We start from the raw sequence: 21730 nt of genomic DNA, 5'->3' as shown, positions 1-21730 counted from the left end.
GCCGATGCCGGTTCAACTGCTCAGGAGCGAGGCAGCGCCTGCAATGCAACAAGCGGCCCAAAAGCGCCTGCCAGAAGCGCACCTGCGGGCAGGATAAAGGCCTGCTCGGGGCCAAATGATAAGCCTTCTATATGGATTTCACCCTCGACCAGTATCACCAGGCTGTAGCTCTGCGCCGCCTCTAGCAGGAATTCACTCCCCGCCTCTACCACTAGCCGGCGAACCTCGAAGTCCTCGAAATCTACAATACGTTCACAGCGGATACCGGCAGCGGCATCCAACTGCTCAAATGTTTGTTCCGATGGCGGCGTCAGGCGCATATCCGGCAAGGCCTGTGCAGTATCCCAGTGATCCTGAGTGAGAACGCGCTGAGCAAAGGACAGGATCTTGCGTTCGTAGACCGGCGTCTGGAACTCAATTGTGCGCACGCCATGCTGTAGCGAGTGCGGCATACGCAGTGGCACTACGACCACATCGCCCGTTGCCAGTGGCCGCATATGGGTGAAGCTGTCCATTTCCAGACGCAATTCCCGCTCCTGCGATAGCAGTCGTGCAGAGGAATCACCCTCGTCAATCTGGCGGCGCACCGCTTCATACGCCTGAACGGCTTCGAGATAGGCCTCTCGAAAGGCTTGCTCGTTACCCGCGGCCTTTATCTTGTCCTCGGCGAAACCATAGCGGATTGCGCCTACACCATCTGGCCAGGCTGTGCGGTCCACATGAGTCACCACGTAAACTTCTCGCTTCTCTTCATGCATTTCAAAATAGAGGTCGCCAGTGACATCGTCGGCCGATGGGTCGAGAATCTTGAGCAGCACCAGTGGCAAGCCGGCCGCACCATACGCATCCCCCGGGAGAACGGCTTGCAGCTGAGGAATAAGAGCGCTCGCGTGATCGTCGCCGAAAGCGCACACTCCCCGCTCTTCAACACCGGTAAACCAGATCTCCTGGCCCCATGGCTTGGGGATGGCGGTCTGCATTAGCGGCAAGATGGCGCCCAGCCGGACGACAAGCAGCTTATACTGCTGAGCCCAGCGCCCCATTTGGCTTGCGGCGTCTTTCTCGCTGGCATCCAAATCAGCACTGACTACAGCGCAGTGAACCTGGCCGTCCGAGCACAGGTACAGCGCAGTGAGGGGTACAACCGGCTCATTGGCGAGCCACCAGGACGCAAATTCAAAATCAACGACCAGCAAGCGGCCTTCACAGTCACCCTGTCGCCACGCCACATACGCCTCGACCGGGTCGCCACGCTGATAATCGAGATATTGCTGCTTAATCTGATGCTGGCTCATTTGAACTCCGTTGCGAGTGGCGAAGTGGCCCGCAAACCCGTTAGCTGACTGACTTCCAGGCGGTTGCTCGATGAGTTATCACGCCAGTCTTATTACTGAATATAATTTAAGCAGCTTTGCTTATTACAAAATATGTTAAGAAACCGCCTGCAAGCCTGTGGAAAATTACCAGAATTGAGCGATACTAAGTACGTGGCTGCCTATCCCCTAGTTTAGTCGGGTGGTCGCGGGAGCATACCCAATGCTCTTGAAGGGAAGCAATTCCTTTATGTTTCACTCCTAATGGTCTTGTTGGGCTCCAGTTTTGGAGCCCATTTTTTTGCTATTAATTCTTAATAATCAATAACTTGAGTGCCAAACTTAATGCGAAATATCTAAGATTTTACATCGTGTGTGTCGGGCGCTCGGAATCGAGTGCCCCGGCCAGATGGTTCTCGATCTTGGCGTTAGCGGTAGCGTCCTGCTCACTGAACTGTACGCCGATACCTGCCGTGCGATTGCCCTGGGCACCTCTCGGCGTCACCCAGACTACCTTGCCTGCAATGGGGATTTTTTCAGGCTCATCCATAAGGGTAAGCAGCATGAACACTTCGTCGCCTATGGAATAAGGCTTGTTGGTTGGGACGAACAAGCCACCGTTTTCTAAAAATGGCATATATGCTGAATACAGGACTGCCTTGTCCTTGATTGTCAGCGACAGGATTCCGTTGCGGCTATTTTGTCTTCCGTCCATGCGTTACGCGCCCCTTGGTTACGACCCGATAGTACCATCGGCGTGGGCAAGGCCCAATATTTCATCTACTTTTCCCACCACCACCTCCGCCAGCAGCTGTGGATTCGGGTTGGCGCCCCCCTCTACAGCAAGACGCATCCTGCCAAGCTCGTCGAGCAGCGCAAAGGCCTCTCGGGTAGCGGTTTGCTGCAAGGCATTGCCGACCTGATTGCGGATAAAAACCTGGGTCGCCCCTAACAAATGCTCGATTATCTCGCTGGCTGTCGTTGCGGCAAGGAGTTTGGTCGCTTCAGCCGGGGCCACACTGCCCTGGTACAAGCTGCGGCAAGTCAAGCGCGCTACGTGCTGGTCCTTGTCTGCAGGCTGCCTGTAGATGGACTCCGCCAGCAGGGGCTTACCATCAGCGGCGTCCAGTATCTGCGCACTGCCCTCTCGATCACCTGTGAGCTGGTCCAGCCACGACAGCGATTCGTCAGTCGTGGGGGTAGCCAACTTAAGCATCTGGCAGCGCGAGCGAATTGTAGCGGGCACCGCGTGGGGGCGGTGACAGACCAGCACCAGATGCGTGCCCACCGAAGGCTCCTCCAGCGACTTGAGCAAGGCGTTGGCCGCTGACACATTCATCGCGTCAGCCGGCTCCAGTACAATCACTTTACGCGCGCCAAAATTCGCCGTCTGCTGAGCAAGGTCGACAGCCTTGCGCACCTGATCAATCTTGATAACCCGGCTTCCTTCTTCGGGCTGCAGCCAAAGAAAATCGCCGTGGGTACCACTGGCGCTCAGTTCGCAGCCATGACATTTGCCACAGTTCAGGCCGCCTGATGGCGCGTGACACAACAGTAAACGACTGAGTGCCAGGGCCAGCCGATCCGCGCCGGTATGAGGCAGCCCGGCGAGCATCAGAGCATGCGGCAACCTGTCGTCCGCCAGCTGCTGGTGCAGCTGAGCCCAGGCTTCATTATGCCAGGGCAGCGGCGGGCTTATCGCGGGCAAACCGGAAAGTTCGATCACGGGTGACGCACTCCCCAGCACGCCAATAATTCAGTGCAAACGGTCTCGAGTTGGCTCTCAACATCCTCCAACGATCGCGAAGCGTCCACCACGTGGTAGCGGCCACTGCTCTCGCGAGCGAGCTGCAGATACGTGTCTCGCACCCGTTGGAAAAACTCGGCCTGCTCCTGCTCAAAACGATCCAGCTCGCCTCTGGCACTCGCGCGGGACATGCCTACATCGACCGGACAATCCAGCAGCAACGTGTAGTCCGGACGCAAATCGCCCTGAACGAGCTGCTCCAGCTCGCGAATTGTGGACATGGGCAGCTGCCTGCCTCCCCCCTGATAGGCATAGGTGGCATCTGTAAAACGGTCGCACAGCACCCACTGGCCGCGCGCCAGCGCGGGCTCAACCAGCTGAGCCAGATGTTGTGCCCTTGCCGCAAACACTAACAACAACTCCGCATCAGCAGCCATAGCCTCTTCGCGGGGCTTGAGCAGGAGTTCGCGAACATCTTCGCCAAGCGTTGTACCACCGGGCTCACGGGTGACGACCATGTCCACACCCGCCTCCCGGAGATGATCTTCGAGGAACTGCATATTGGTGGTTTTGCCGACGCCTTCGCCGCCTTCAACTGTAATGAATAAACCTCTGGGCTCCATGGTGTTCAGCGTTTCCCCGGACTGGATCTATAGTCTGATCTGCGATTGAGCTGGTATTTACGCACGGCCTGCTGATGCTCGGCAAGCGTCTCACTGAAATAGTGGCTGCCGTCGCCGCGCGCGACAAAATAAAGTGTTTTGCCTGCTAGCGGGTGCAGTGCAGCATGAATAGCCTCGCGGCCTGGCAGGGCTATTGGTGTCGGCGGCAGCCCTTTGTGGCGGTAGGTATTGTAAGGGTTACTATCATCACGCAAATGCACTCTGCGCAGATTGCCGCTGTAGTCGCTGCCCAGGCCATAGATCACTGTAGGATCTGTCTGTAGGCGCATGTTCTTGTTCAGGCGCCGCACGAAGACACCGGCGATTTCTCCGCGCTCGTGCGCTACCCCGGTTTCGCGCTCTACGATGGACGCCATCACGAGGGCCTCGTAGGGAGATTGATAAGGGAGATTTTCTTCTCGCCCCTGCCACTCGCTGGCGAGCACATCCTGCATCGCGCGGTATGCCCGCTGCAGGACATCCCAGTCTGAATCGCCTTTTTCATAGCGGTAACTGTCCGGGAAGAACAATCCCTCGCTGCCGGGAAATGCAGCAGTCAGCTTCGCAATGCGATGATCCAGCACGCCATCAAGTTCGTGTAGCAGCGACGCCTGCGCCTGCAAAATTTCAAGGGCCCTGCCAAGCGTTATTCCTTCCGGGAGCGTTACCTGATAGCTGACAACCTTGCCGCTTTCCAGTAGCAGCAGCAAGCTCAGTGGCGTTGTACCGGCGGGCACCAGGTACTCCCCGCGTTTGATGCTCTGGTCGAGGCCGCTGTATCGGCCGTAAAGCCTAATTAGCCAGGGGTGGGCGTAAACGCCGTCCTGCTCGAGTTGGGAGGCGACCGATTTTAGAGTCTGGCCGGGGGCAATTTCCAATGCGTAGCCAGCGCTTGGAATCTCGAGTGGCTGCTCCCAGTAGGTTTTTATCTGCCAGGCAACTAGCGCCGCACACGCGGCGAATAACAGGCATACAATCAACAGACGCTTCAGCACTTCAGCGATTTCCAGTATTGCTGATGCAGTGCTTCACAGAGGGGAAAGCTCTGCCACTCTGTTGAACCCAGCGCCGCTACAGACTGTAAACCGCGCAGGCTGTTACAGTAAAACAACTCATCGGCGCCGAGGATCTGCTCGCGCGTGACCACACCCTCTTCTGCCGGAATACCAAGTGCAGGCGCCACTTGCTCAAGCACAAAACGCCGCCGGGTTCCCGCCACCCCACACAACTCAAGCGCCGGTGTGTGCAGCCGCCCTTCACTGGCGAGGAAGATATTGCCAGCACTGACTGAACAGGGGTTGCCCGACTGATCCATCACCAGAACCTCGTCCAGTCCCTGGCGCTGCGCTTCGCGAGCGGCCATGACCTGCTCGAGACGATTGAGGTGCTTCAGGCCGGCAAGCGCAGGCTGGCTGGACCAGCGAAGCTCCGCCCAGTCAATGCGCGCAGGAGCCGCCAGCTCGCGGCGGTCCTGAGAGAGAGGCGCTGCTGTTATGACAACCCGTGGCTCCGCGTCTGCCGGGGGGGCATAACCGCGAGGAGCGCCGCCGCGAGTGACCGTCAGTCGCAAAGCCACCCAGGGGTGGCTGGCCAACGAATGGCAAGCCGCCTCCAGGCATGCTCTGGCATGGTCGAAAGTATCGGGGAAACCGAGAGTTTGCAGGCCGACAGTCAGCCGCTGCCAGTGGTAGTCCAGCAACAGGGGGCTGCCCTGGTGCACCAGCATCGTCTCGAACAGGCCATCGCCAAAATCGAGCCCCCGGTCAGGCAGAGGTAACGCCTCTGCCGGGCTGCCGTCAATCCAGATCGAGGGACCTGTGGCCACCGAGCGGGAAATCAGTCCAGACGGCTGAACAGCAGGGTGCCGTTGGTGCCGCCAAAGCCAAAGGAATTAGAGAGCACGCTGTGGATCTCACGCTCTTGTGGTGTGTGCGGAACGTAGTTGAGATTCGCACCTTCGTCAGGATTGTCCAGATTGATCGTCGGAGGACACACCTGGTCGCGAATCGCCAGAATCGAAAAGATCGCTTCCACGGCACCGGCCGCGCCCAACAGGTGACCGATCATCGATTTGGTGGAACTCACGGCGACCTGATCGGCGGCACTGCCAAGCACGGTTTCAACGGCCTTACTCTCAGCCACATCACCGGCCGGCGTTGAGGTGCCGTGGGCGTTCACGTAGTTGATATTCTCAACCGCCACACCCGCGTCCCGGATAGCGTTGGCCATCGAGGCTGCTGCGCCGCGCCCATCTTCGGGAGGCAGCGTCATATGGTAAGCATCGCCACTCATGCCAAAGCCGGTCAGCTCAGCGTAGATATTAGCGCCGCGCGCTTTTGCTGACTCGTATTCTTCGAGCATGATCACACCTGCGCCGTCACCCAGCACAAAACCGTCGCGGTCCCTGTCCCAGGGCCTGGAAGCCGCGGCTGGGTCGTCATTGCGAGTAGACAGTGCGCGTGCCGCGGCAAAACCACCGAGGCCGACAGGTGTAGTTGCCATCTCGGCACCGCCCACCAGCATTGCGTCGGCATCGCCCTGGGCGATCATGCGCGCGCCGAGACCAATGTTGTGGGTACCTGTCGTACAGGCCGTTACCACAGCGAGGTTCGGACCCTGCATGTTGTATTTCACAGAGAGGTTGCCGGAAATCATGTTGATGATAGATCCGGGAACAAAGAATGGTGATATCCGACGAGGTCCAGAGTTGGCCACGATCTCAGTGTTTTTTTCGATCTGGCCAATACCGCCAATACCTGAGCCTATGGCGCAGCCGACACGCGGCGCATTCTCATCAGTGACCTCAAAACCTGAGTCTTCGAAGGCCTGAATACCCGCCGCCATGCCGTACTGGACAAAAGTATCCATCTTGCGGGCATCTTTGGGTGGAAGGTATGCCGAGATATCAAAATCACGCACGCTGGCGCTGAACCGGGTGCTGTACGCTTCGACATCGAAGGTATCGATGGGCGCTGCGCCACTTTTGCCAGCAAGAATATTCGCCCAGGTCTCAGCGACAGTATGGCCAACCGGACTCACCATACCCAGCCCCGTTACCGCAACTCGTCTGCCGTTCAAGGTTCTGTCTCCTCTGGAATTAAATTCGGGGAAGCATAAAGAAGAAAAGCCGCTCTATACACATAGAAACGGCTTCTCGGGAATTGTGGTGTATATCAGGCGAGGTTTTCGTTGATATAGTCGATCGCCAGCTTAACAGTGGTGATCTTCTCAGCTTCCTCGTCGGGAATCTCTGTTTCGAATTCCTCTTCCAGCGCCATCACCAATTCTACGGTGTCCAGTGAGTCAGCGCCCAGGTCTTCCACAAAGGATGCCTCGGTCTGAACTTCTTCTTCTTTCACGCCAAGTTGTTCTGCAACGATCTTCTTAACGCGTTCTTCAATGCTGCTCATGATTATTTGTCACTCCTGAGATTAGTGCTGTGCAAACCTTATAGTGGCTTGAGCGCGCATTTTACTCTGTTTTGTCCAAGAGTAATAAACTTTTTTTTGCGCCCAACCCGCGAAGGTACTTTATTTAATGTTTACATGGGCTTAACCCATGTACATACCACCGTTTATATGGACTGTTTCGCCCGTAATATAGCCTGCTGCGTCACTGCACAAGAAGCCTGTCAGTGCTGCGATCTCACCGGGCTCTCCGAGGCGTCCGAGAGGGATCTGGCCCAGCATCAGCTCGCGCTGATCGTCGTTCAGCTCGCGAGTCATATCTGTATCAATAAAACCTGGCGCAATGGCGTTCACCGTTACTGAACGCGAACCCAGCTCGCGAGCCAGGGCCCGTGAAAAGCCCTCTGCGCCAGCCTTGGTCGCCGCGTAGTTACTCTGGCCGATGTTGCCCATCGAACCGACAACAGACGTGATATTGACGATGCGGCCCCAGCGAGCTTTGGTCATACCACGCAAACAGGCCTTGCTCACACGGTACAGCGCGTTCAGATTGGTATCGATCACATCGCCCCACTCGTCCGCCTTCATCCTCATCAGGATGTTGTCTCGCGTAATACCGGCATTGTTAACCAGTACGGTGGGCGCTGAATAGCGCTCTGCGATCGTCTTTACCACGGTTGTAACGCTCTCGTCGTCGGCAACGTTCAGGGCCATACCGCAGCCGGCATTGCCCGCCTCCTGCAGGTACTGGCTGATACGTTCAGCGCCGCTTTCCGTCGTCGCGGTACCTACAACAATGAAACCGTCGGCCGCCAGGCGCTCTGCAATCGCGCGACCAATACCGCGGCTCGCGCCTGTGACAAGGGCAACCCTGCTCTCTTCAGTCATACTCATATTCCTTGTATTCAACAGATAATGTCAGTTATTCAGCCAAGTTCCGCCAGCGTGCTGGCAAGAGACTCTGGCTCCTCGAGTGAAAAACTGGCGAGGGATTTATCAATACGACGGTTCAGCCCGCTGAGCACCTTACCCGGTCCGCACTCGACAATGCGCTCAATGCCACTGCCCGTCATTTGCTGGACGCAACGAGTCCATTGCACAGGGCTGTATATCTGCTCCACTAACAAAGCGCGTATTTTCTCGGGATCTGCCTCTGTATCCGCGTGCACATTGTGAACAACAGGTACCTCCGGCACAGCGATGGAAATCTCTGCGAGTGCCGCTTCGAGACGTTCTCCAGCGGGCTTCATCAGTTCTGTATGGAAAGGTGCGCTTACGGGTAGCGGCAAAGCGCGTTTGGCGCCGGCTTCCTTCAATTTGACGATGGCTTCGTCAACTGCAGCGGTATGTCCTGCAATGACCACTTGTCCCGGGGAATTAAAATTCACTGCTGCGACCACACCGTCGACCGCGGCGCAGATCTCATTAATACGCGCGTCGTCAACACCGATAATAGCTGCCATCGCGCCCTCGCCTACAGGCACAGCGGTCTGCATAAACTGTCCGCGCTGGCGCACCAGACGCACGGCATCGGCAAAGGCCAGCGACCCGCTGGCCACCAGGGCGGAAAACTCACCCAGGCTATGGCCGGCCATGCGCGCGGGCTTGGCGCCGCCTTGCTCAAGCCATGCACGCCACAGCGCAACACTCGAGGTAAGTAGTACAGGCTGAGTAGTCTCAGTGAGGTTCAGCGCCTCTTGCTCACCATTCTGGATGAGATCCCACATATCGTAGGCGAGCGCTTCACTTGCTTCTGCAAAGGTGTCGCGCACCGCCTCATACTGCTCGTAGGCAGCTGCCAGCATGCCCACTTTCTGTGAGCCCTGACCGGGAAAGACAAACGCGATATTGGATTCAGACATGAACAATTCCTGAAGTTTCTGGTTTGAGTTTATGCGTGCAGGCACAGGACGCCAACCGAAAACCGGGTGCGCTGGGCCATAAAAATTCTAGGGGGGCAGGAATGTTGACAGCGCTGCCTTTCGGGAGCGCTGTCTGCGTGGCGGCCGCTGGGCGCGGCGCCGGATATGGATACGGTCTGTTAAACCGTGGGGACAAAGCCGTGAGCAGGTCCCGAACTGACTTAGTCGTCTGAGCCAGTTTCTACGACTTTCTTGCCGCGGTAGAAACCATCGGCGCTCACGTGGTGACGCAGGTGAGTTTCACCGGAAGTCTGGTCCACAGACAGAGTGGAACCGGACAGGGCATCGTGGGAACGACGCATGCCGCGACGAGAGCGGGTTTTCTTACTTTTCTGAACAGCCATGACTATCTCCTAGTGCTAGTCGTCTGACTTCAACTGGGCCAGAACATCGAAGGGATTGGGGCGCTCGGCGCCGGCCTCCTCTTCTTCGCCCTGCCCGGTGTAACCAGACAGTATCTCTTTACAATCTTGTGTATCGTGGTAACTGAAGGATGGCAGGGCAAGCATGAGCTCATCCTCCACCAGTTCCCACAAATTACATCCCTCGTCCTCTGGCACGATCAGCGGGTCCAGGTGGCGCGGAAGGTGTTTGGCCTGATCATCATTCCAAACAATACCCAGTGTGTTCTCTGCGTCCAGGCCCAGGGGCATGGATTTGAGACAGCGCTGGCAGATGACGGCCACTTCAGCCGTTATTTCCACCTGCACCACAGGGCGGTTTTCCTCGTCACGAGAAAACGCCAAATCCGCCCGAATCTCTCCTGTTTCATCGGCTAAAAGTGCCTTGAAACGCGGTAAATCCAGGGGTTTCAGCGTACCACTGATGCTCACGCCACGCGCGGATGCTTTGCGTACATCCAGCACATTGGGGAGGGGCTCAGTCAACATAGGCGCGCATCATAGTGATGAGCACCCCCTTTGTCAAAGAAAATTCCTATAGAATACAAGCAGTTCTCACACTTATTCACAGCGTTGGATTACCCGGATATGCACCTCATTCTCGCCTCCACCTCGACTTATCGCCGCGCGTTGCTGGAACGCCTGCAACTACCGTTTTTATGCCAGGCACCAGATGTGGACGAAACGCCGCTGCTGGACGAGCATCCCGCCGCCCTCGCCCAGCGCCTGTGCCTGGCCAAAGCGAACTCGGTGGCCACCCTGAACCCAACCGCCCTGGTGATTGGCAGTGATCAGGTAGCTTCTATCGACGGCAGCTGCATTGGCAAACCGGGAAACTTCGAGAACGCTGCCGGGCAACTCCGTGCCAGCTCGGGGCGTCGGGTCGACTTTTACACGGGCCTTGCGCTGGTTGGTCGCGATGCAGGCATCGAAAAGGTGCAGGTAGAACGTTTCAGCGTGCAATTTCGCAAGTTGTCAGATGCTGAGATCACTTACTACCTGAACAAAGAAGAGCCCTGGGATTGTGCCGGGAGCTTTAAATGTGAGGGGCTGGGGGTGGCGCTGTTCGAGCGCATGATTGGGGACGACCCTACCTCCCTGGAGGGGCTCCCCTTGATCGCGCTTTGCTCTATGCTGCGCGAGGCTGGGGTACGCGTGCTTTAGGGATGCACTCGAACGGAGTCTCGGAAGGTCGTCTGACGCTCTCAATCCGTCTAGATCAAAGCAACCACAGCCAGCATTTCCAAAGATGATATCGACCATAGTATGGGGTAGCTTGAATTTTGAGCCCGTTCCTCAGACAATGTGCGCCTTCCGAAACACCCCACCCTTATCCATAGTGAGGACCATCTCAGATGAAAACACCTGTTCGAGTGACCGTCACCGGTGCCGCGGGCCAAATTGGCTACGCCCTGCTCTTCCGTATCGCCTCTGGCGCAATGTTGGGCGACGATCAGCCCGTGATCCTGCAGCTGCTGGACATTACGCCCGCCATGGAAGCCCTCGAGGGTGTGAAGATGGAGCTGGAGGACTGCGCGTTCCCGCTGCTATCTGACATCGTCTGCACCGACGATCCAAACGTTGGCTTCAAAGACACTGACTACGCCCTGCTTGTTGGCGCTCGCCCCCGCGGCCCAGGCATGGAGCGCAAGGACCTGTTGGAAGCTAACGCTGCCATTTTCTCGGTACAGGGTAAGGCAATCAACGACAACGCCAGCAAGAACATCAAGGTTCTGGTCGTCGGCAACCCGGCCAACACCAACTCCCTGATCGCCCAGCGCAACGCGCCGGACATCGATCCGCGCAACTTTACAGCCATGACTCGTCTGGACCACAACCGCGCCATGACCCAGATTGCCCAGAAAACAGGCAAGACTGTCAACGACGTGACCAACATGACGATCTGGGGCAACCACTCCGCCACCCAGTACCCGGACCTGTTCAACTGCAAGGTCTCTGGTGAAGCAGCTATCAACCTGGTTGACCAGGCGTGGTACGAGGGTGAGTTCATCCCTGTCGTGCAGCAGCGCGGCGCCGCCATCATCAAGGCTCGCGGTGCATCTTCTGCTGCTTCTGCTGCCAACGCCGCGATCGACCACATGCGCTCCTGGGCGCTTGGCACCGAAGGCGATGACTGGGTCTCCATGGGTGTTTACTCAGACGGCTCCTACGGCATCACCGAGGGTCTGATCTACTCCTTCCCCTGCCGCTGTGAAGGCGGTGACTGGAGCATTGTCCAGGGCGTGGAAGTCGGTGAGTTCAGCCAGGCTAAAATGGCCGCCACCGAGCAGGAACTGACTGAAGAGCGCGACGCGGTCCAGCACTTGCTGCCGTAGTCCAAGGCTCGAATAAAAAGGCGCCCTCCTCACGGACGGCGCCTTTTTTGTTTGCACCAATGTTAACGATGCTGATTTAATGCGGATATGACTGAAGCAGTAACCCCCAAGACATATCACCACGGCAACCTGCGAGCGGAATTGCTCGACACTGCCGTCGATCAACTTAAAACAACGGGCGCAGAAGACTTGAGCCTGCGGGCTCTGGCCAGAGCTATCGGCGTTTCCCAGACGGCACCCTATCGCCATTTCGCAGACAAGAGCGAATTGCTGGCAGCAATGGCTACCCGGGGTTATCGAGAGTTGTTCGTGGATTTGCGCGATGCTCGCGGTGATGCAGGCGAATCAGCCTCTGATCAGATGCTGGCGGTGGCGCATGCCTACGTCAATTACGCTGCGGCCAATCCTCAATTGTTCAAACTGATGTTCGGCCCCGCCGTGCAGCCAGCCGCTCGCTACCCTGAACTGCGAGAAGCAAGTCGCGAGACCCTGCTGCTGGTGCAGGAGACCATCCAGCTGGGTATTAACCAGGGGCGGTTCCACAGCGATGCCAGCCTGACCTACCTCGCCAATGCTGGCTGGTCAGGCATCTACGGCCTCGCCACCCTGCGCATCGATGCGCCTGAGTTGTTCGAGCGTCACATCGACCTGCACCGTCAGGTCGAGATGGGTACACGCGTGTTCCTTCGCGGCATAGGCGACAAGGAAGCCTGACTTAGAGCTCCCTGAGCACTGCCACTGGCGGGTGGGACACCACGCGCCGACAGCTCCACACTCCCAGACCTGCGATTAAGGCGACGCCCCCGAAAATCCCCAGCGGCCAAAGCCACGGGGACGGGACATAGTGCATATCCATTACCCATAACTGAAGGATAGCCACTGACATCTCGGCCGCTATCACAGCCAGTAGTCCTGCGAAGAAACCAAGCGCGGCAAATTCGATCCACAAACCGCCGAGGATCAGCCGTCTGCTAGCCCCCAACGCTCGCAGAATTGAACTCTCATGCATGCGCGCATCTACACTCGCCTGCACGCCGGCTACAAGTACCAGGCCCCCGGTGGCCAGTATCACAAAAAGCACCAGCTCGATGGCTGCGGACACCTGGTCTATGATGCTGCGAATCTGGTCGATCACCATATCCATCTCGATGACCGTCACCGTCGGAAATTCACGGATAAACTGATTCAGGAACAACTTATTCTCCGGTGCAAGATGAAAGCTGGTCATGAAAGTGGCGGGATAGTTGGCCAGTAGTTTGGGCGGAAAAATCAGGAAAAAGTTGGGCCGCATGGACTGCCAGTCAAGCTCACGGATACTTGTGACCTTCGCCGTGAGTGGCTGTGAGCCTACGAGAAGTGACAATTCGTCGCCTATAGATAGCTCAAATCGTTCGGCAAAACCCGACTCCACTGAGACCACAGCCTCGTCTGAGTCCGACTCCCACCAGACACCTTCCAGCAAGGTGTTTTCCGCAGGCAGGCTTTCCGACCAGGTAAAGTTGGCCTCGCGCTGATGGCGCTCGTGACCAGCCGCTTCCGCTTCCTCCCAGGTAGGCAGTGTCTCCTCGTTAATAGCCATCATGCGGCCACGAATCATGGCATAGAGCGCTTCGCTATGAATGTCGGCCTGGCGCAGTGTCTGGTCCACGGCCTGCATGTCGTCAGGGCCAATGTTAATCATAAAGTGGTTCGGCGCATCGTCGGGCAATTGCATCTGCCACTCATCCACCAGAGATGTGCGCACCAGCACCAGCATCAGTAACAGCATGATCGCCATCGCGAAAATCACGACTTGCAGCGCATTTGCAGTGCCCCGACGTTGTAGGCCTGCCAAGGCCAGGCGCCAGATGCTGCCAGCGCTCATGCCCAACTGCCGCCCACCACGCAATAAAGTCAGCGCCAACAGCATGCCGAGGCCGACAGTAATAGCCAGGCCAGCCAGCACCGCCAGGGTCAGCTTCCAGTCGCCGCTATACCAGAGCATCAGCAGGCTCACTGCGGTGAGCCCGAGCAGGTAATCGCCCAGGGTTCTGCCACTGTGAAGCGGAATATCCTTGCGCAGCACGCGTAATGGGCTGGCCTGCCCGAGACGTCGTAGTGGTGGCCAGGCAAAACTTAACAGGCAAGTCAGGGAGGTCGCTGCGCCTATCAGGTAGGGTCGCGCGCCACTCGGAGCAGGCTGCACCGGCAACTGGTCGGCGAACAGGGTGAAAAAAAGTGTCTGTATTGACCACCCAAGGAGGCAGCCCAGCGCTGTCGCGAGGGCTCCGAGCAGAAACAAGCTCTTCCCATAGAGCCGATTAATGACTCCGGACGTGGCACCGAGACTCTTCATTACGGCAACATAGTCGTTGTGGCGTTCGCTGAAACGCCTCGCTGCAAGCGCGATTGCCACTCCGGCGAGAACAACGCCGAGGCTGCCCGCCAATAGCAGAAAGCTCTCTGCCCGGGCGAGTGCCTCGCCGACCCCAGGCTGGCCATCACTGACATCAATCAGTCGCTGGCCGGGCGCAAGCTGCGCTTCCAGCCACGTTTTGTAACTGGCGAGACTTGCCGCATCACCTGCATACAACTGGCGATAGCTCACTCTGCTACCTGGCTGGATGACACCCGTGGCGTTGATGTCGCTGTAGTGCATCAACAGCCGAGGGCCGTAACCATACATTCCCACAGCCTGATCAGGTTCGCTGCGCACAGCTCCGCTCACCTTGAGACTGGCGTCTCCAACGTCGACCATGTCGCCAACACGAACGCCCAACAAAGGGAACAGTCGCGAATCAAGCCATACTTCTCCGGCGAGGGGGCCACGCTCGCGCTGCTGCACCTCGGCAAAGGCATCATTGCTGAACCCCAGTTCCCCTCGCAGCGGATAGGCGTCACTCGCCGCTTTTACCGAGGCGAGTTGCATTGCTTCATCGCCGGCGTAAACCATCGATGGAAAGGTCAACACAGTGGCGACATCCAGGTCTCTTGTGCTGGCTTCATCGAGCCATTCGGCCGGCAATTGACGCCCGCTGCGCGCAACCAGGTCAGCCGCGAGAAATCGGTGACTCTCCATTTCGAGCGCATTCTGCAGACGGGAAGTGAAGGCGCTGATGCCCGAGACAACCCCCACAGCCAGGACGAGGGCAAGGATCAAAACCCCGAGTTCACCACCTCGCCAGTCTCTGGCCAACATACGAGTCGCGGTAATCGACACCTCAGGTTTCCTCAACCAGGCTGCCGGCTTCCATCACCAGTCTGCGCTCACAGCGCTGGGCAAGCCCCATGTCGTGGGTGACCAGCACCAGGGTGGTGTCTTCCTGTGCGTTCAGCTCGAACAACAGCTCTATCACATGATCGCCGGTGGTCGTATCGAGATTGCCGGTCGGCTCGTCTGCAAACAGCAGTGCCGGACGACTGGCAAATGCCCGGGCGATCGCTACCCGCTGCTGCTCTCCGCCGGACATCTGGCGAGGATAGTGCGTGATACGCTCGCTGAGCCCTACTCTGCTGAGAAATTCCTCGGCCTCTGCACGAGCATTCGCGTGACCGGCGAGTTCCAGCGGCAGCATGACATTCTCAAGCGCTGTGAGCGCGGGGAGCAGCTGGAATGACTGGAACACAAAGCCAACTTTTTGGCCGCGCAGCAGCGCCCTGCCATCCTCGTCCAGGTCATTGAGGGCCACCCCGGCGATTTCCACGCTACCGCCGCTGGCTTCGTCCAGCCCAGCAAGCAGCCCGAGCAAGGTCGACTTGCCCGAACCGGAGGCGCCGACGATAGCGACACTCTCCCCCGACTTGATTTCCAGTGTGATCCCTTTCAGTATCTCCAGCTCGCCCCCGGCCACGGGGACAGACTTCTGGAGATTTTCGGCCTTTATCATGCAGTGTTCCCTTTACCGCCTGTTACGTATTGTTGCTGTGCTTGGATTCCTTCTCGCACCTTCTTTGGCCACCGCCCAGCAAACCGGCAACAGCATTTTGGTGCTCGGTGATAGTATCAGTGCGGCCTATGGCATGTCTTTACAGGAGGGATGGGTTGCCCTGCTCGAGCGACAAATTGCCCAGGACCACCCCGGTACCGTGGTGGTCAACAGCAGTATCAGCGGGGAAACCACCGGCGGAGCCCTGCGTCGTCTGCCGGCACTGCTGGAGGAACATGAACCGACACTGGTCATTGTAGAGCTGGGCGGAAACGACGGCTTGCGCGGTTTCCCACTCAGCGCGTTCCGCGACAATCTCAGTGAACTCGCCCGTGTGTCGCAGGGCGCGGGTGCCGCGGTCCTGTTCCTCCCCATGGAAATACCGCCAAACTATGGATCCCGCTACACCCGTGGATTTCGCGAGAGTTTCACCCTCGTCGCCGAGACATCGGGGAGCCAGCTGGCACCCTTTATCCTGGAGGACGTCGCCGTCCACCCAGAGCTGATGCAGGACGACGGCATCCATCCCAAGGCCAGTGCGCAACAAACCATGCTCGACGCTGTCTACCCGGCCATTCTGGAGGCTCTGCCATGACACTGGCCAGCGATACATGGGCGGAGTTGCTGGAGGGCGATGGCGCCCACGTCTGGCATCCCTATGCACAGGCAGCCGACCCCGGTTACATCGCCCCGGTCGTTGCGGCCAGCGGTGTGCGTCTGCAACTGGCTGACGGCCGCGAATTGATCGATGGCATGGCGTCCTGGTGGTGCGCAATTCACGGCTACAATCACCCGGTGATGAACCGCGCTGTCACTGCACAGCTTGAGACGATGTCGCACGTCATGTTCGGCGGCATCACTCACCCGCCGGCGGTGAAGCTGGCAAAAATGTTAGCCGACCTCACCCCCGCCTCACTCGACCGGGTCTTCTTCAGCGATTCGGGTTCGGTTGCCGTAGAAGTCGCCATGAAAATGGCCATTCAGTACTGGCAGGCCATCGGCCGTCAGAGCAAGCAGAAAATGGTGGCGCTGCGCAGCGGCTATCACGGCGACACACTGGCCACTATGTCTGTGTGTGATCCCGTCACAGGCATGCATCACTTGTTTGGCGAGGTGCTAAACAAACAATTTTTTGCACCCGCGCCCCAGAGCCCTTTCGACGGCCCTTGCCCGGAAAGCGACATGGCGGAGATCAGCGACATCCTGGCGCAACATCACAACGAGATCGCGGCGGTCATTGTCGAACCTGTGGTACAGGGAGCGGGCGGCATGCGATTCTACTCGCCAGACTACCTGCGTAAGTTGCGCGCCTTATGTGATGCTTTCGATGTACTGCTGATCTTCGATGAGATCGCAACCGGGTTTGGCCGCACAGGCAAGTTGTTTGCGCTCGAACACGCGGATGTAGAGCCCGACCTGCTCTGTCTGGGCAAATCCCTGACCGGCGGCTACATGACACTGGCCGCTACGCTTGCCAATAAACGCGTAAGTGAGGGTATCGATAGCGGCGACGCTGGCGCATTTATGCACGGGCCTACATTCATGGCCAACCCCCTGGCCTGCGCTACTGCGATTGCCAGCATCGAACTATTGCTGTCCCAGCCCTGGCAACGCACGGTGCAACGCATTCACGATGAACTCGCGACTGGCCTCGCCCCCGCGCGTGATCTACCGCAGGTCGCCGACGTACGGACGCTTGGCGCGATCGGCGTTATCGAGCTTCGAGAGGCGGTAAACATGCGCGAGGTGCAGCCTATGTTTGTAGAACGCGGCATCTGGATACGCCCTTTCGGCAAGCTGGTCTACACCATGCCGCCGCTGGTCATGAACAGCGACGACGTGGCGACTGTGACTGCAGGCATGATCGACGTGGTCTCCAGGCTTTAAACAGTAGGCTCAAAGCACCACTTCACCTGTCATAAAGGTCACGCCCCTGCCGGTCATAAGCACCCTGTCACCCAGTAGCTCGCATTCGAGCTCACCGCCGCGGGCTGAAATTTGCCGCGCAGACAGGCTGGCCACATCGAGCCGTCGAGCCCAGTATGGCACCAGCGCACAGTGGGCTGACCCTGTTACCGGATCTTCATTGATCCCCACATGGGGGCCAAAGAAACGAGAGACAAAATCGCATTCATCACCGGGAGCTGTTGCGATGACATTGAATTCTGAGGCTGCAGCAAGCGCGGCAAAATCCGGCGTCAGCTTCGCCACATCCTCCTCAAACTCGAACACAAAGAGTTTCTTGCGCGTACCCTCGGCAAACCACACCTCACTCGCCATGCCACCGAGAGCATCACACACGGCAACATCCACTGCGTCAGCAGTCACCGTATAGGCCGGGAAATCCAGTGTGTAGCTATCACCCGAGCGCCGCACCAGCAGTTCCCCACTGCGCGTAGCAAACTTCATCTCGGCAGCATCAACACCCATATGTGCAGCCAGAGCGTGCGCGCTGGCCAGTGTCGCATGGCCGCACAGGTCCACCTCCGTTGAAGGCGTAAACCAGCGCAGCTCCCAGCCCGCATCACTGGCTACGAGGAAGGCCGTTTCTGACAGATTGTTTTCCGCTGCAATTGCCTGCAATTGCTCGTCGGCCAGCCACTGCTCCAATGGCATGACTGCAGCGGGGTTGCCGCCGAAAACAGAAGAGGTAAATGCATCGACCTGGTAGATGGGGATATTCACGTTACGCACCCGTAGCTTTGTGATTGTTTGGGTGTTAAATATAGTGACAGCTGAGAGCCCGGGGAAAGTAAAAAATAACAATATGGCTGTACGCGAACAGACAGCGGCACAAAAGAAGGTCTACGATGTCATTTTTGGCACCGAGAGCGCTGCCGGAAAAACCTTCGACATCCTCCTGATTATCGTCATCCTGGCCAGCGTCATGGTTGTGCTGTTCGATTCCATTCCGGAGTACCACGCCCGTCATGGCACCGCTTTTCTTCAGGCCGAGTGGGGTTTCACCATATTCTTTACCATCGAGTATGCCATCCGTCTTTGGTGTTCTCCCAATCGCAGCGCCTACGCCCGCAGCATCTATGGCGTCGTCGATCTCCTCGCCCTCGCCCCTACCTATATCTCCCTGTTGCTGCCTCAGGCCGCACCGCTGCTGATCATCCGTTTACTGCGAATCCTGCGGATCTTTCGCGTGCTGCGCCTGCTACCGCTGCTCAGGGAAGCCAATGAACTGGCGAGCGCCCTGCAGCGATCTGCGCGAAAAATATTCATCTTCTTCAGCCTGATGATCATTCTCGCCACCATTTTCGGCTGTCTTATGTATGTCATCGAAGGTAATGAGAATGGCTTCCACAGCATTCCGCACAGTATTTACTGGGCCATCGTTACCATTACCACCGTGGGCTATGGTGACGTCACCCCGCTGACGCCAATGGGCCAGTTTATTGCTTCTATCGGGATGCTGATCGGTTACGCGGTGATCGCCGTGCCGACAGGGATCGTCACCGCAGAACTCACCCTGGCGCAGGCACTAAAAAACGACAATATCACCCGTCAATCTCGTAATTGTTCCACTTGCGCGAGTGTTGAAACTGACCCCAAGGCGCACTACTGTAGGCACTGTGGCAGCGAGCTCCCCGCCCCCGGCCACGAACCAGTGAACTAACTGAACACTTTCATACCAAAAACATCTACAAGACTCTATAAAGGCACTATCCATGACCGCGTTTAAGCCAACCGCCATAGCCACCGCTGTGGCTTCTGCATCACTGCTGCTCCTCCCCAGCCTTGCCCAGGCCCAGGGTCAGCTGGAAGAAGTTATTGTTACAGCGCAGAAGCGCGAACAGAGCATGCAGGACGTTCCCGTCGCCGTAACGGCCTTTTCCGCCCAACAGCTGGAGAAGTCGGGCGTCAAAGACATGTTCGATCTGCAGGTTAACGCCCCCAGCCTGCGAGTCGGCGCCAGCCAGACATCCACCACCACGACTTTCGCCATTCGCGGTGTATTTACCAGCAGCCAGAACTTTGGCCTTGAACCCTCTGTCGGCCTCTACGTGGACGGTGTTTACCGGGCGCGACAGGGCTCCATGATCAACAATCTCGTAGACATCGCCAGCATCGAAGTACTGCGTGGCCCCCAGGGCACCCTGTTCGGTCGCAACACCCCGGCGGGTGCAATCACGATGACCACCGCTGCGCCTGATTTCGAAGGCACAGGCTTCCTCGAAGGCACCGCAGGTGACTACGACCTGTACGGCGTGAGCGGCGCGAAATCTTTCACAGCGATTGAAGACGAACTCGCCTTTCGGGTGACGGGCTTTGGTATGCAGCGAGACGGCCATATCTCCATCGCCGAGGGTGAAGATGACGTTATCAACGACCGCGACCGCTGGGGCGCTCGCCTCCAGGCGCTCTACCTGCCCACAGACGACATCACCGTGCGACTTATCGCAGACTATTCCGAAGTGGATGAAAAGTGCTGTGCCGCGGGCTCGTTCAAGAACAACTTCGTTGCCCAGGACATGGCACCGGGTTCCCCGCCAGTTTTTGGCACAGACACGACAATTACCGCCGCAGGCGGCATTGTGGTTGATCAGGACGACTTCTACGACCGCGAAATCAGCGTCGCCAGAGCCCCGGTATCGCAGAACGAAGATGCCGGCCTGTCTATGCAAATAGACTGGGAAACTGACAATTTCACGCTGACCAGTATCACCGCCTATCGTGAACACGATTCATATGACGATGCCGATATCGCCTTCAACAATCTCGATGGCGCTTACCGCATTAACGATGCGGAGCAGTCACAGTTCACCCAGGAACTGCGTATTGCCAACGAAGCAGAGCGTTACAGCTACGTTGCCGGCCTCTACTACTACGAACAGGAACTGGACAACGAGCGCGACACTATCGTTGGCGACGACCTTGCCGCCATGCTCGGCTTGCCACCAAACGCGTTCGTCGGCGGCGATGGCTCTCACGACACCAACACCCAGGAGCACACCAGCTACGCGGCCTTTGGCCAGGTTGATTTTAACCTCAGCGACAATCTGGTGCTGACTACTGGCCTGCGTTGGACTTACGAAGACAAGGATCTCGAAAACATCTATACCGACGATGCGCCCCCGAGCCTGGACTTTTCCCAGGACAACTGGGGCTTTTACTTCTTCCCCCCTCTGACCCCCACACCCGACGTCAGTGAAAGCTTCGACGACGACCGCATCACCGGCGCGATCAAGCTCAGCTGGTTCTTCAATGACGACACCATGTTCTACGCCTCCTACGGCACCGGCTATAAATCCGGCGGTGTGAATGCCGACAGGATCGATCCGGCATTCGCCGTAGCGTTTGACGCTGAAGAATCCGAATCCTATGAAATCGGCATGAAGGCAGACTTCCCGGAGCAGGCGATGCGCCTGAATCTGGCCGTACACCGTACCGATACCGACGACCTGCAGACCAGTTCCTTCCAGGGCGGCGGTTTCTTCTTGTCGAACGCCGGTGTAGCGGAAACTTACGGTCTTGAAGCCGATCTCTACTGGGCGCCCACGGACAACACCACCTTGACGCTGGGTTACGCCTATAACAACGGCGAGTATTCTGACTTCGAGAACGGCCCCTGCTGGACCGGCACCCCCTTCCACACAGGCGAGCCCGATCCCGGCCAGAATGAAGATGGCAGCTGTGATCGCTCCGGCGGCGATCTCTCAGGTAACGCAGAGAATATCGTAGTCGTCACGGCCAATCAGGACTTCATTCTCAGCGACACCATGACCGGTTTCCTCTACGGCGAATATTCCTGGGTCGACGACCGTATGACCGACGTGAACAACGACCCGGTCAAATATGACGGCGATTATTACCTGCTGAACATGCGCGCTGGCGTGCGTTATGAGCCCTGGGATACCTACGTCACTCTGTGGGGTCGCAACCTGACGGACGAGGACTACACCGGCACAATTGCAGACACTCCCGCCCAGACTGGCCGCTTCATTGCCTACTACGAAGAACCCCGTACCTGGGGCCTCACCGTACGCAAGGATTTCTAGCGCCGGTTTCTGCTATACTGCGCGCCCCG

General features: G+C 57.8%; 22 protein-coding genes. 7 read left to right on the top strand and 15 right to left on the bottom strand.

Annotation, left to right across the window (positions count from 1 at the left end; translation table 11 throughout):
- Positions 1–20: 20 nt before the first annotated feature.
- From EY643_RS09525 to EY643_RS09470, 12 genes are all read right to left on the bottom strand, one after another.
- Complete coding sequence (locus tag EY643_RS09525) at positions 21–1295, bottom strand: cupin domain-containing protein (RefSeq protein ID WP_152661987.1); 1275 nt, start codon at positions 1293–1295, stop codon at positions 21–23.
- Between the two features lie 382 nt (positions 1296–1677).
- Positions 1678–2028: a PilZ domain-containing protein gene (locus EY643_RS09520; protein ID WP_152661986.1), complete on the bottom strand. Its 351-nt coding sequence runs from the start codon at positions 2026–2028 to the stop codon at positions 1678–1680.
- 18 nt (positions 2029–2046) lie between these two features.
- Positions 2047–3039 carry a DNA polymerase III subunit delta' gene (locus EY643_RS09515; protein ID WP_170287346.1) on the bottom strand — a complete coding sequence of 331 codons (993 nt, stop codon included), beginning with the start codon at positions 3037–3039 and terminating at the stop codon, positions 2047–2049.
- On the bottom strand, positions 3036–3683 hold the full coding sequence (gene tmk, locus EY643_RS09510) for a dTMP kinase (protein ID WP_152661984.1): 648 nt from the start codon (positions 3681–3683) through the stop codon (positions 3036–3038). The genes EY643_RS09515 and tmk overlap by 4 nt, the downstream gene beginning before the upstream one ends.
- Before the next feature lie 5 nt (positions 3684–3688).
- Positions 3689–4717 (bottom strand): endolytic transglycosylase MltG, encoded by a 1029-nt coding sequence (gene mltG, locus EY643_RS09505; RefSeq protein ID WP_205743194.1) that lies wholly within the window; start codon positions 4715–4717, stop codon positions 3689–3691.
- Complete coding sequence (pabC, locus tag EY643_RS09500; RefSeq protein ID WP_170287345.1) at positions 4711–5547, bottom strand: aminodeoxychorismate lyase; 837 nt, start codon at positions 5545–5547, stop codon at positions 4711–4713. Before pabC ends, mltG begins: the two co-directional genes overlap by 7 nt.
- 11 nt (positions 5548–5558) lie before the next feature.
- Entirely contained in the window at positions 5559–6800 is a 1242-nt protein-coding gene (gene fabF / locus EY643_RS09495) for a beta-ketoacyl-ACP synthase II (protein ID WP_152661981.1), read from the bottom strand.
- Between the two features lie 95 nt (positions 6801–6895).
- Entirely contained in the window at positions 6896–7132 is a 237-nt protein-coding gene (gene acpP / locus EY643_RS09490) for an acyl carrier protein (RefSeq protein WP_066056577.1), read from the bottom strand.
- 141 nt (positions 7133–7273) lie between these two features.
- Entirely contained in the window at positions 7274–8023 is a 750-nt protein-coding gene (gene fabG / locus EY643_RS09485) for a 3-oxoacyl-ACP reductase FabG (protein ID WP_420841647.1), read from the bottom strand.
- Positions 8024–8055: 32 nt separating this feature from the next.
- Positions 8056–8991: an ACP S-malonyltransferase gene (gene fabD / locus EY643_RS09480; RefSeq protein WP_152661979.1), complete on the bottom strand. Its 936-nt coding sequence runs from the start codon at positions 8989–8991 to the stop codon at positions 8056–8058.
- A gap of 221 nt (positions 8992–9212) precedes the next feature.
- Positions 9213–9395 (bottom strand): 50S ribosomal protein L32, encoded by a 183-nt coding sequence (gene rpmF / locus EY643_RS09475; RefSeq protein ID WP_152661978.1) that lies wholly within the window; start codon positions 9393–9395, stop codon positions 9213–9215.
- Positions 9396–9410: 15 nt separating this feature from the next.
- A complete protein-coding gene (locus tag EY643_RS09470; RefSeq protein WP_152661977.1) occupies positions 9411–9941 on the bottom strand; it encodes a YceD family protein in 531 nt (176 codons plus the stop codon).
- Between the two features lie 99 nt (positions 9942–10040).
- Between EY643_RS09470 and EY643_RS09465 the strand changes: the two genes are divergently transcribed.
- The 3 genes from EY643_RS09465 to EY643_RS09455 all read left to right on the top strand — a co-directional run bounded on the left by EY643_RS09465 (position 10041) and on the right by EY643_RS09455 (position 12502).
- Positions 10041–10616 carry a Maf family protein gene (locus tag EY643_RS09465; protein ID WP_152661976.1) on the top strand — a complete coding sequence of 192 codons (576 nt, stop codon included), beginning with the start codon at positions 10041–10043 and terminating at the stop codon, positions 10614–10616.
- Between the two features lie 191 nt (positions 10617–10807).
- Entirely contained in the window at positions 10808–11788 is a 981-nt protein-coding gene (locus EY643_RS09460; protein ID WP_152661975.1) for a malate dehydrogenase, read from the top strand.
- Positions 11789–11875: 87 nt separating this feature from the next.
- Entirely contained in the window at positions 11876–12502 is a 627-nt protein-coding gene (locus EY643_RS09455; protein WP_152661974.1) for a TetR/AcrR family transcriptional regulator, read from the top strand.
- A 1-nt stretch (position 12503) separates the two neighbouring features.
- Here EY643_RS09455 and EY643_RS09450 read toward each other — a convergent pair whose 3' ends face one another.
- Both EY643_RS09450 and EY643_RS09445 read right to left on the bottom strand, forming a co-directional pair.
- Entirely contained in the window at positions 12504–14987 is a 2484-nt protein-coding gene (locus EY643_RS09450; RefSeq protein ID WP_338035563.1) for an ABC transporter permease, read from the bottom strand.
- A gap of 1 nt (position 14988) precedes the next feature.
- Positions 14989–15654, bottom strand: coding sequence for an ABC transporter ATP-binding protein (locus EY643_RS09445; RefSeq protein WP_152661973.1), 666 nt, complete (start codon positions 15652–15654; stop codon positions 14989–14991).
- On the opposite strand from EY643_RS09445, the gene EY643_RS09440 reads away from it, so the two are divergent.
- Together EY643_RS09440 and bioA are read left to right on the top strand one after the other, a co-directional pair.
- Entirely contained in the window at positions 15653–16288 is a 636-nt protein-coding gene (locus EY643_RS09440; RefSeq protein ID WP_152661972.1) for an arylesterase, read from the top strand. The two genes, EY643_RS09445 and EY643_RS09440, sit on opposite strands and share 2 nt — an antisense overlap.
- Complete coding sequence (gene bioA, locus EY643_RS09435) at positions 16285–17580, top strand: adenosylmethionine--8-amino-7-oxononanoate transaminase (RefSeq protein ID WP_152661971.1); 1296 nt, start codon at positions 16285–16287, stop codon at positions 17578–17580. Before EY643_RS09440 ends, bioA begins: the two co-directional genes overlap by 4 nt.
- A gap of 9 nt (positions 17581–17589) precedes the next feature.
- Here bioA and EY643_RS09430 read toward each other — a convergent pair whose 3' ends face one another.
- Positions 17590–18378 carry a PhzF family phenazine biosynthesis protein gene (locus tag EY643_RS09430; RefSeq protein ID WP_152661970.1) on the bottom strand — a complete coding sequence of 263 codons (789 nt, stop codon included), beginning with the start codon at positions 18376–18378 and terminating at the stop codon, positions 17590–17592.
- 82 nt (positions 18379–18460) lie between these two features.
- On the opposite strand from EY643_RS09430, the gene EY643_RS09425 reads away from it, so the two are divergent.
- Together EY643_RS09425 and EY643_RS09420 are read left to right on the top strand one after the other, a co-directional pair.
- Positions 18461–19318 carry an ion transporter gene (locus tag EY643_RS09425; RefSeq protein WP_152661969.1) on the top strand — a complete coding sequence of 286 codons (858 nt, stop codon included), beginning with the start codon at positions 18461–18463 and terminating at the stop codon, positions 19316–19318.
- A 52-nt stretch (positions 19319–19370) separates the two neighbouring features.
- Positions 19371–21701, top strand: a complete 2331-nt coding sequence (locus EY643_RS09420; protein WP_152661968.1) for a TonB-dependent receptor — start codon at positions 19371–19373, stop codon at positions 21699–21701.
- Positions 21702–21730 lie beyond the last annotated feature (29 nt).

The sequence above is a fragment of the Halioglobus maricola genome, assembly GCF_009388985.1.
Classification (GTDB): domain Bacteria; phylum Pseudomonadota; class Gammaproteobacteria; order Pseudomonadales; family Halieaceae; genus Halioglobus; species Halioglobus maricola.
Note: the sequence above shows the minus strand (reverse complement) of the source record. Positions and strands in the feature narration are given on the sequence as shown.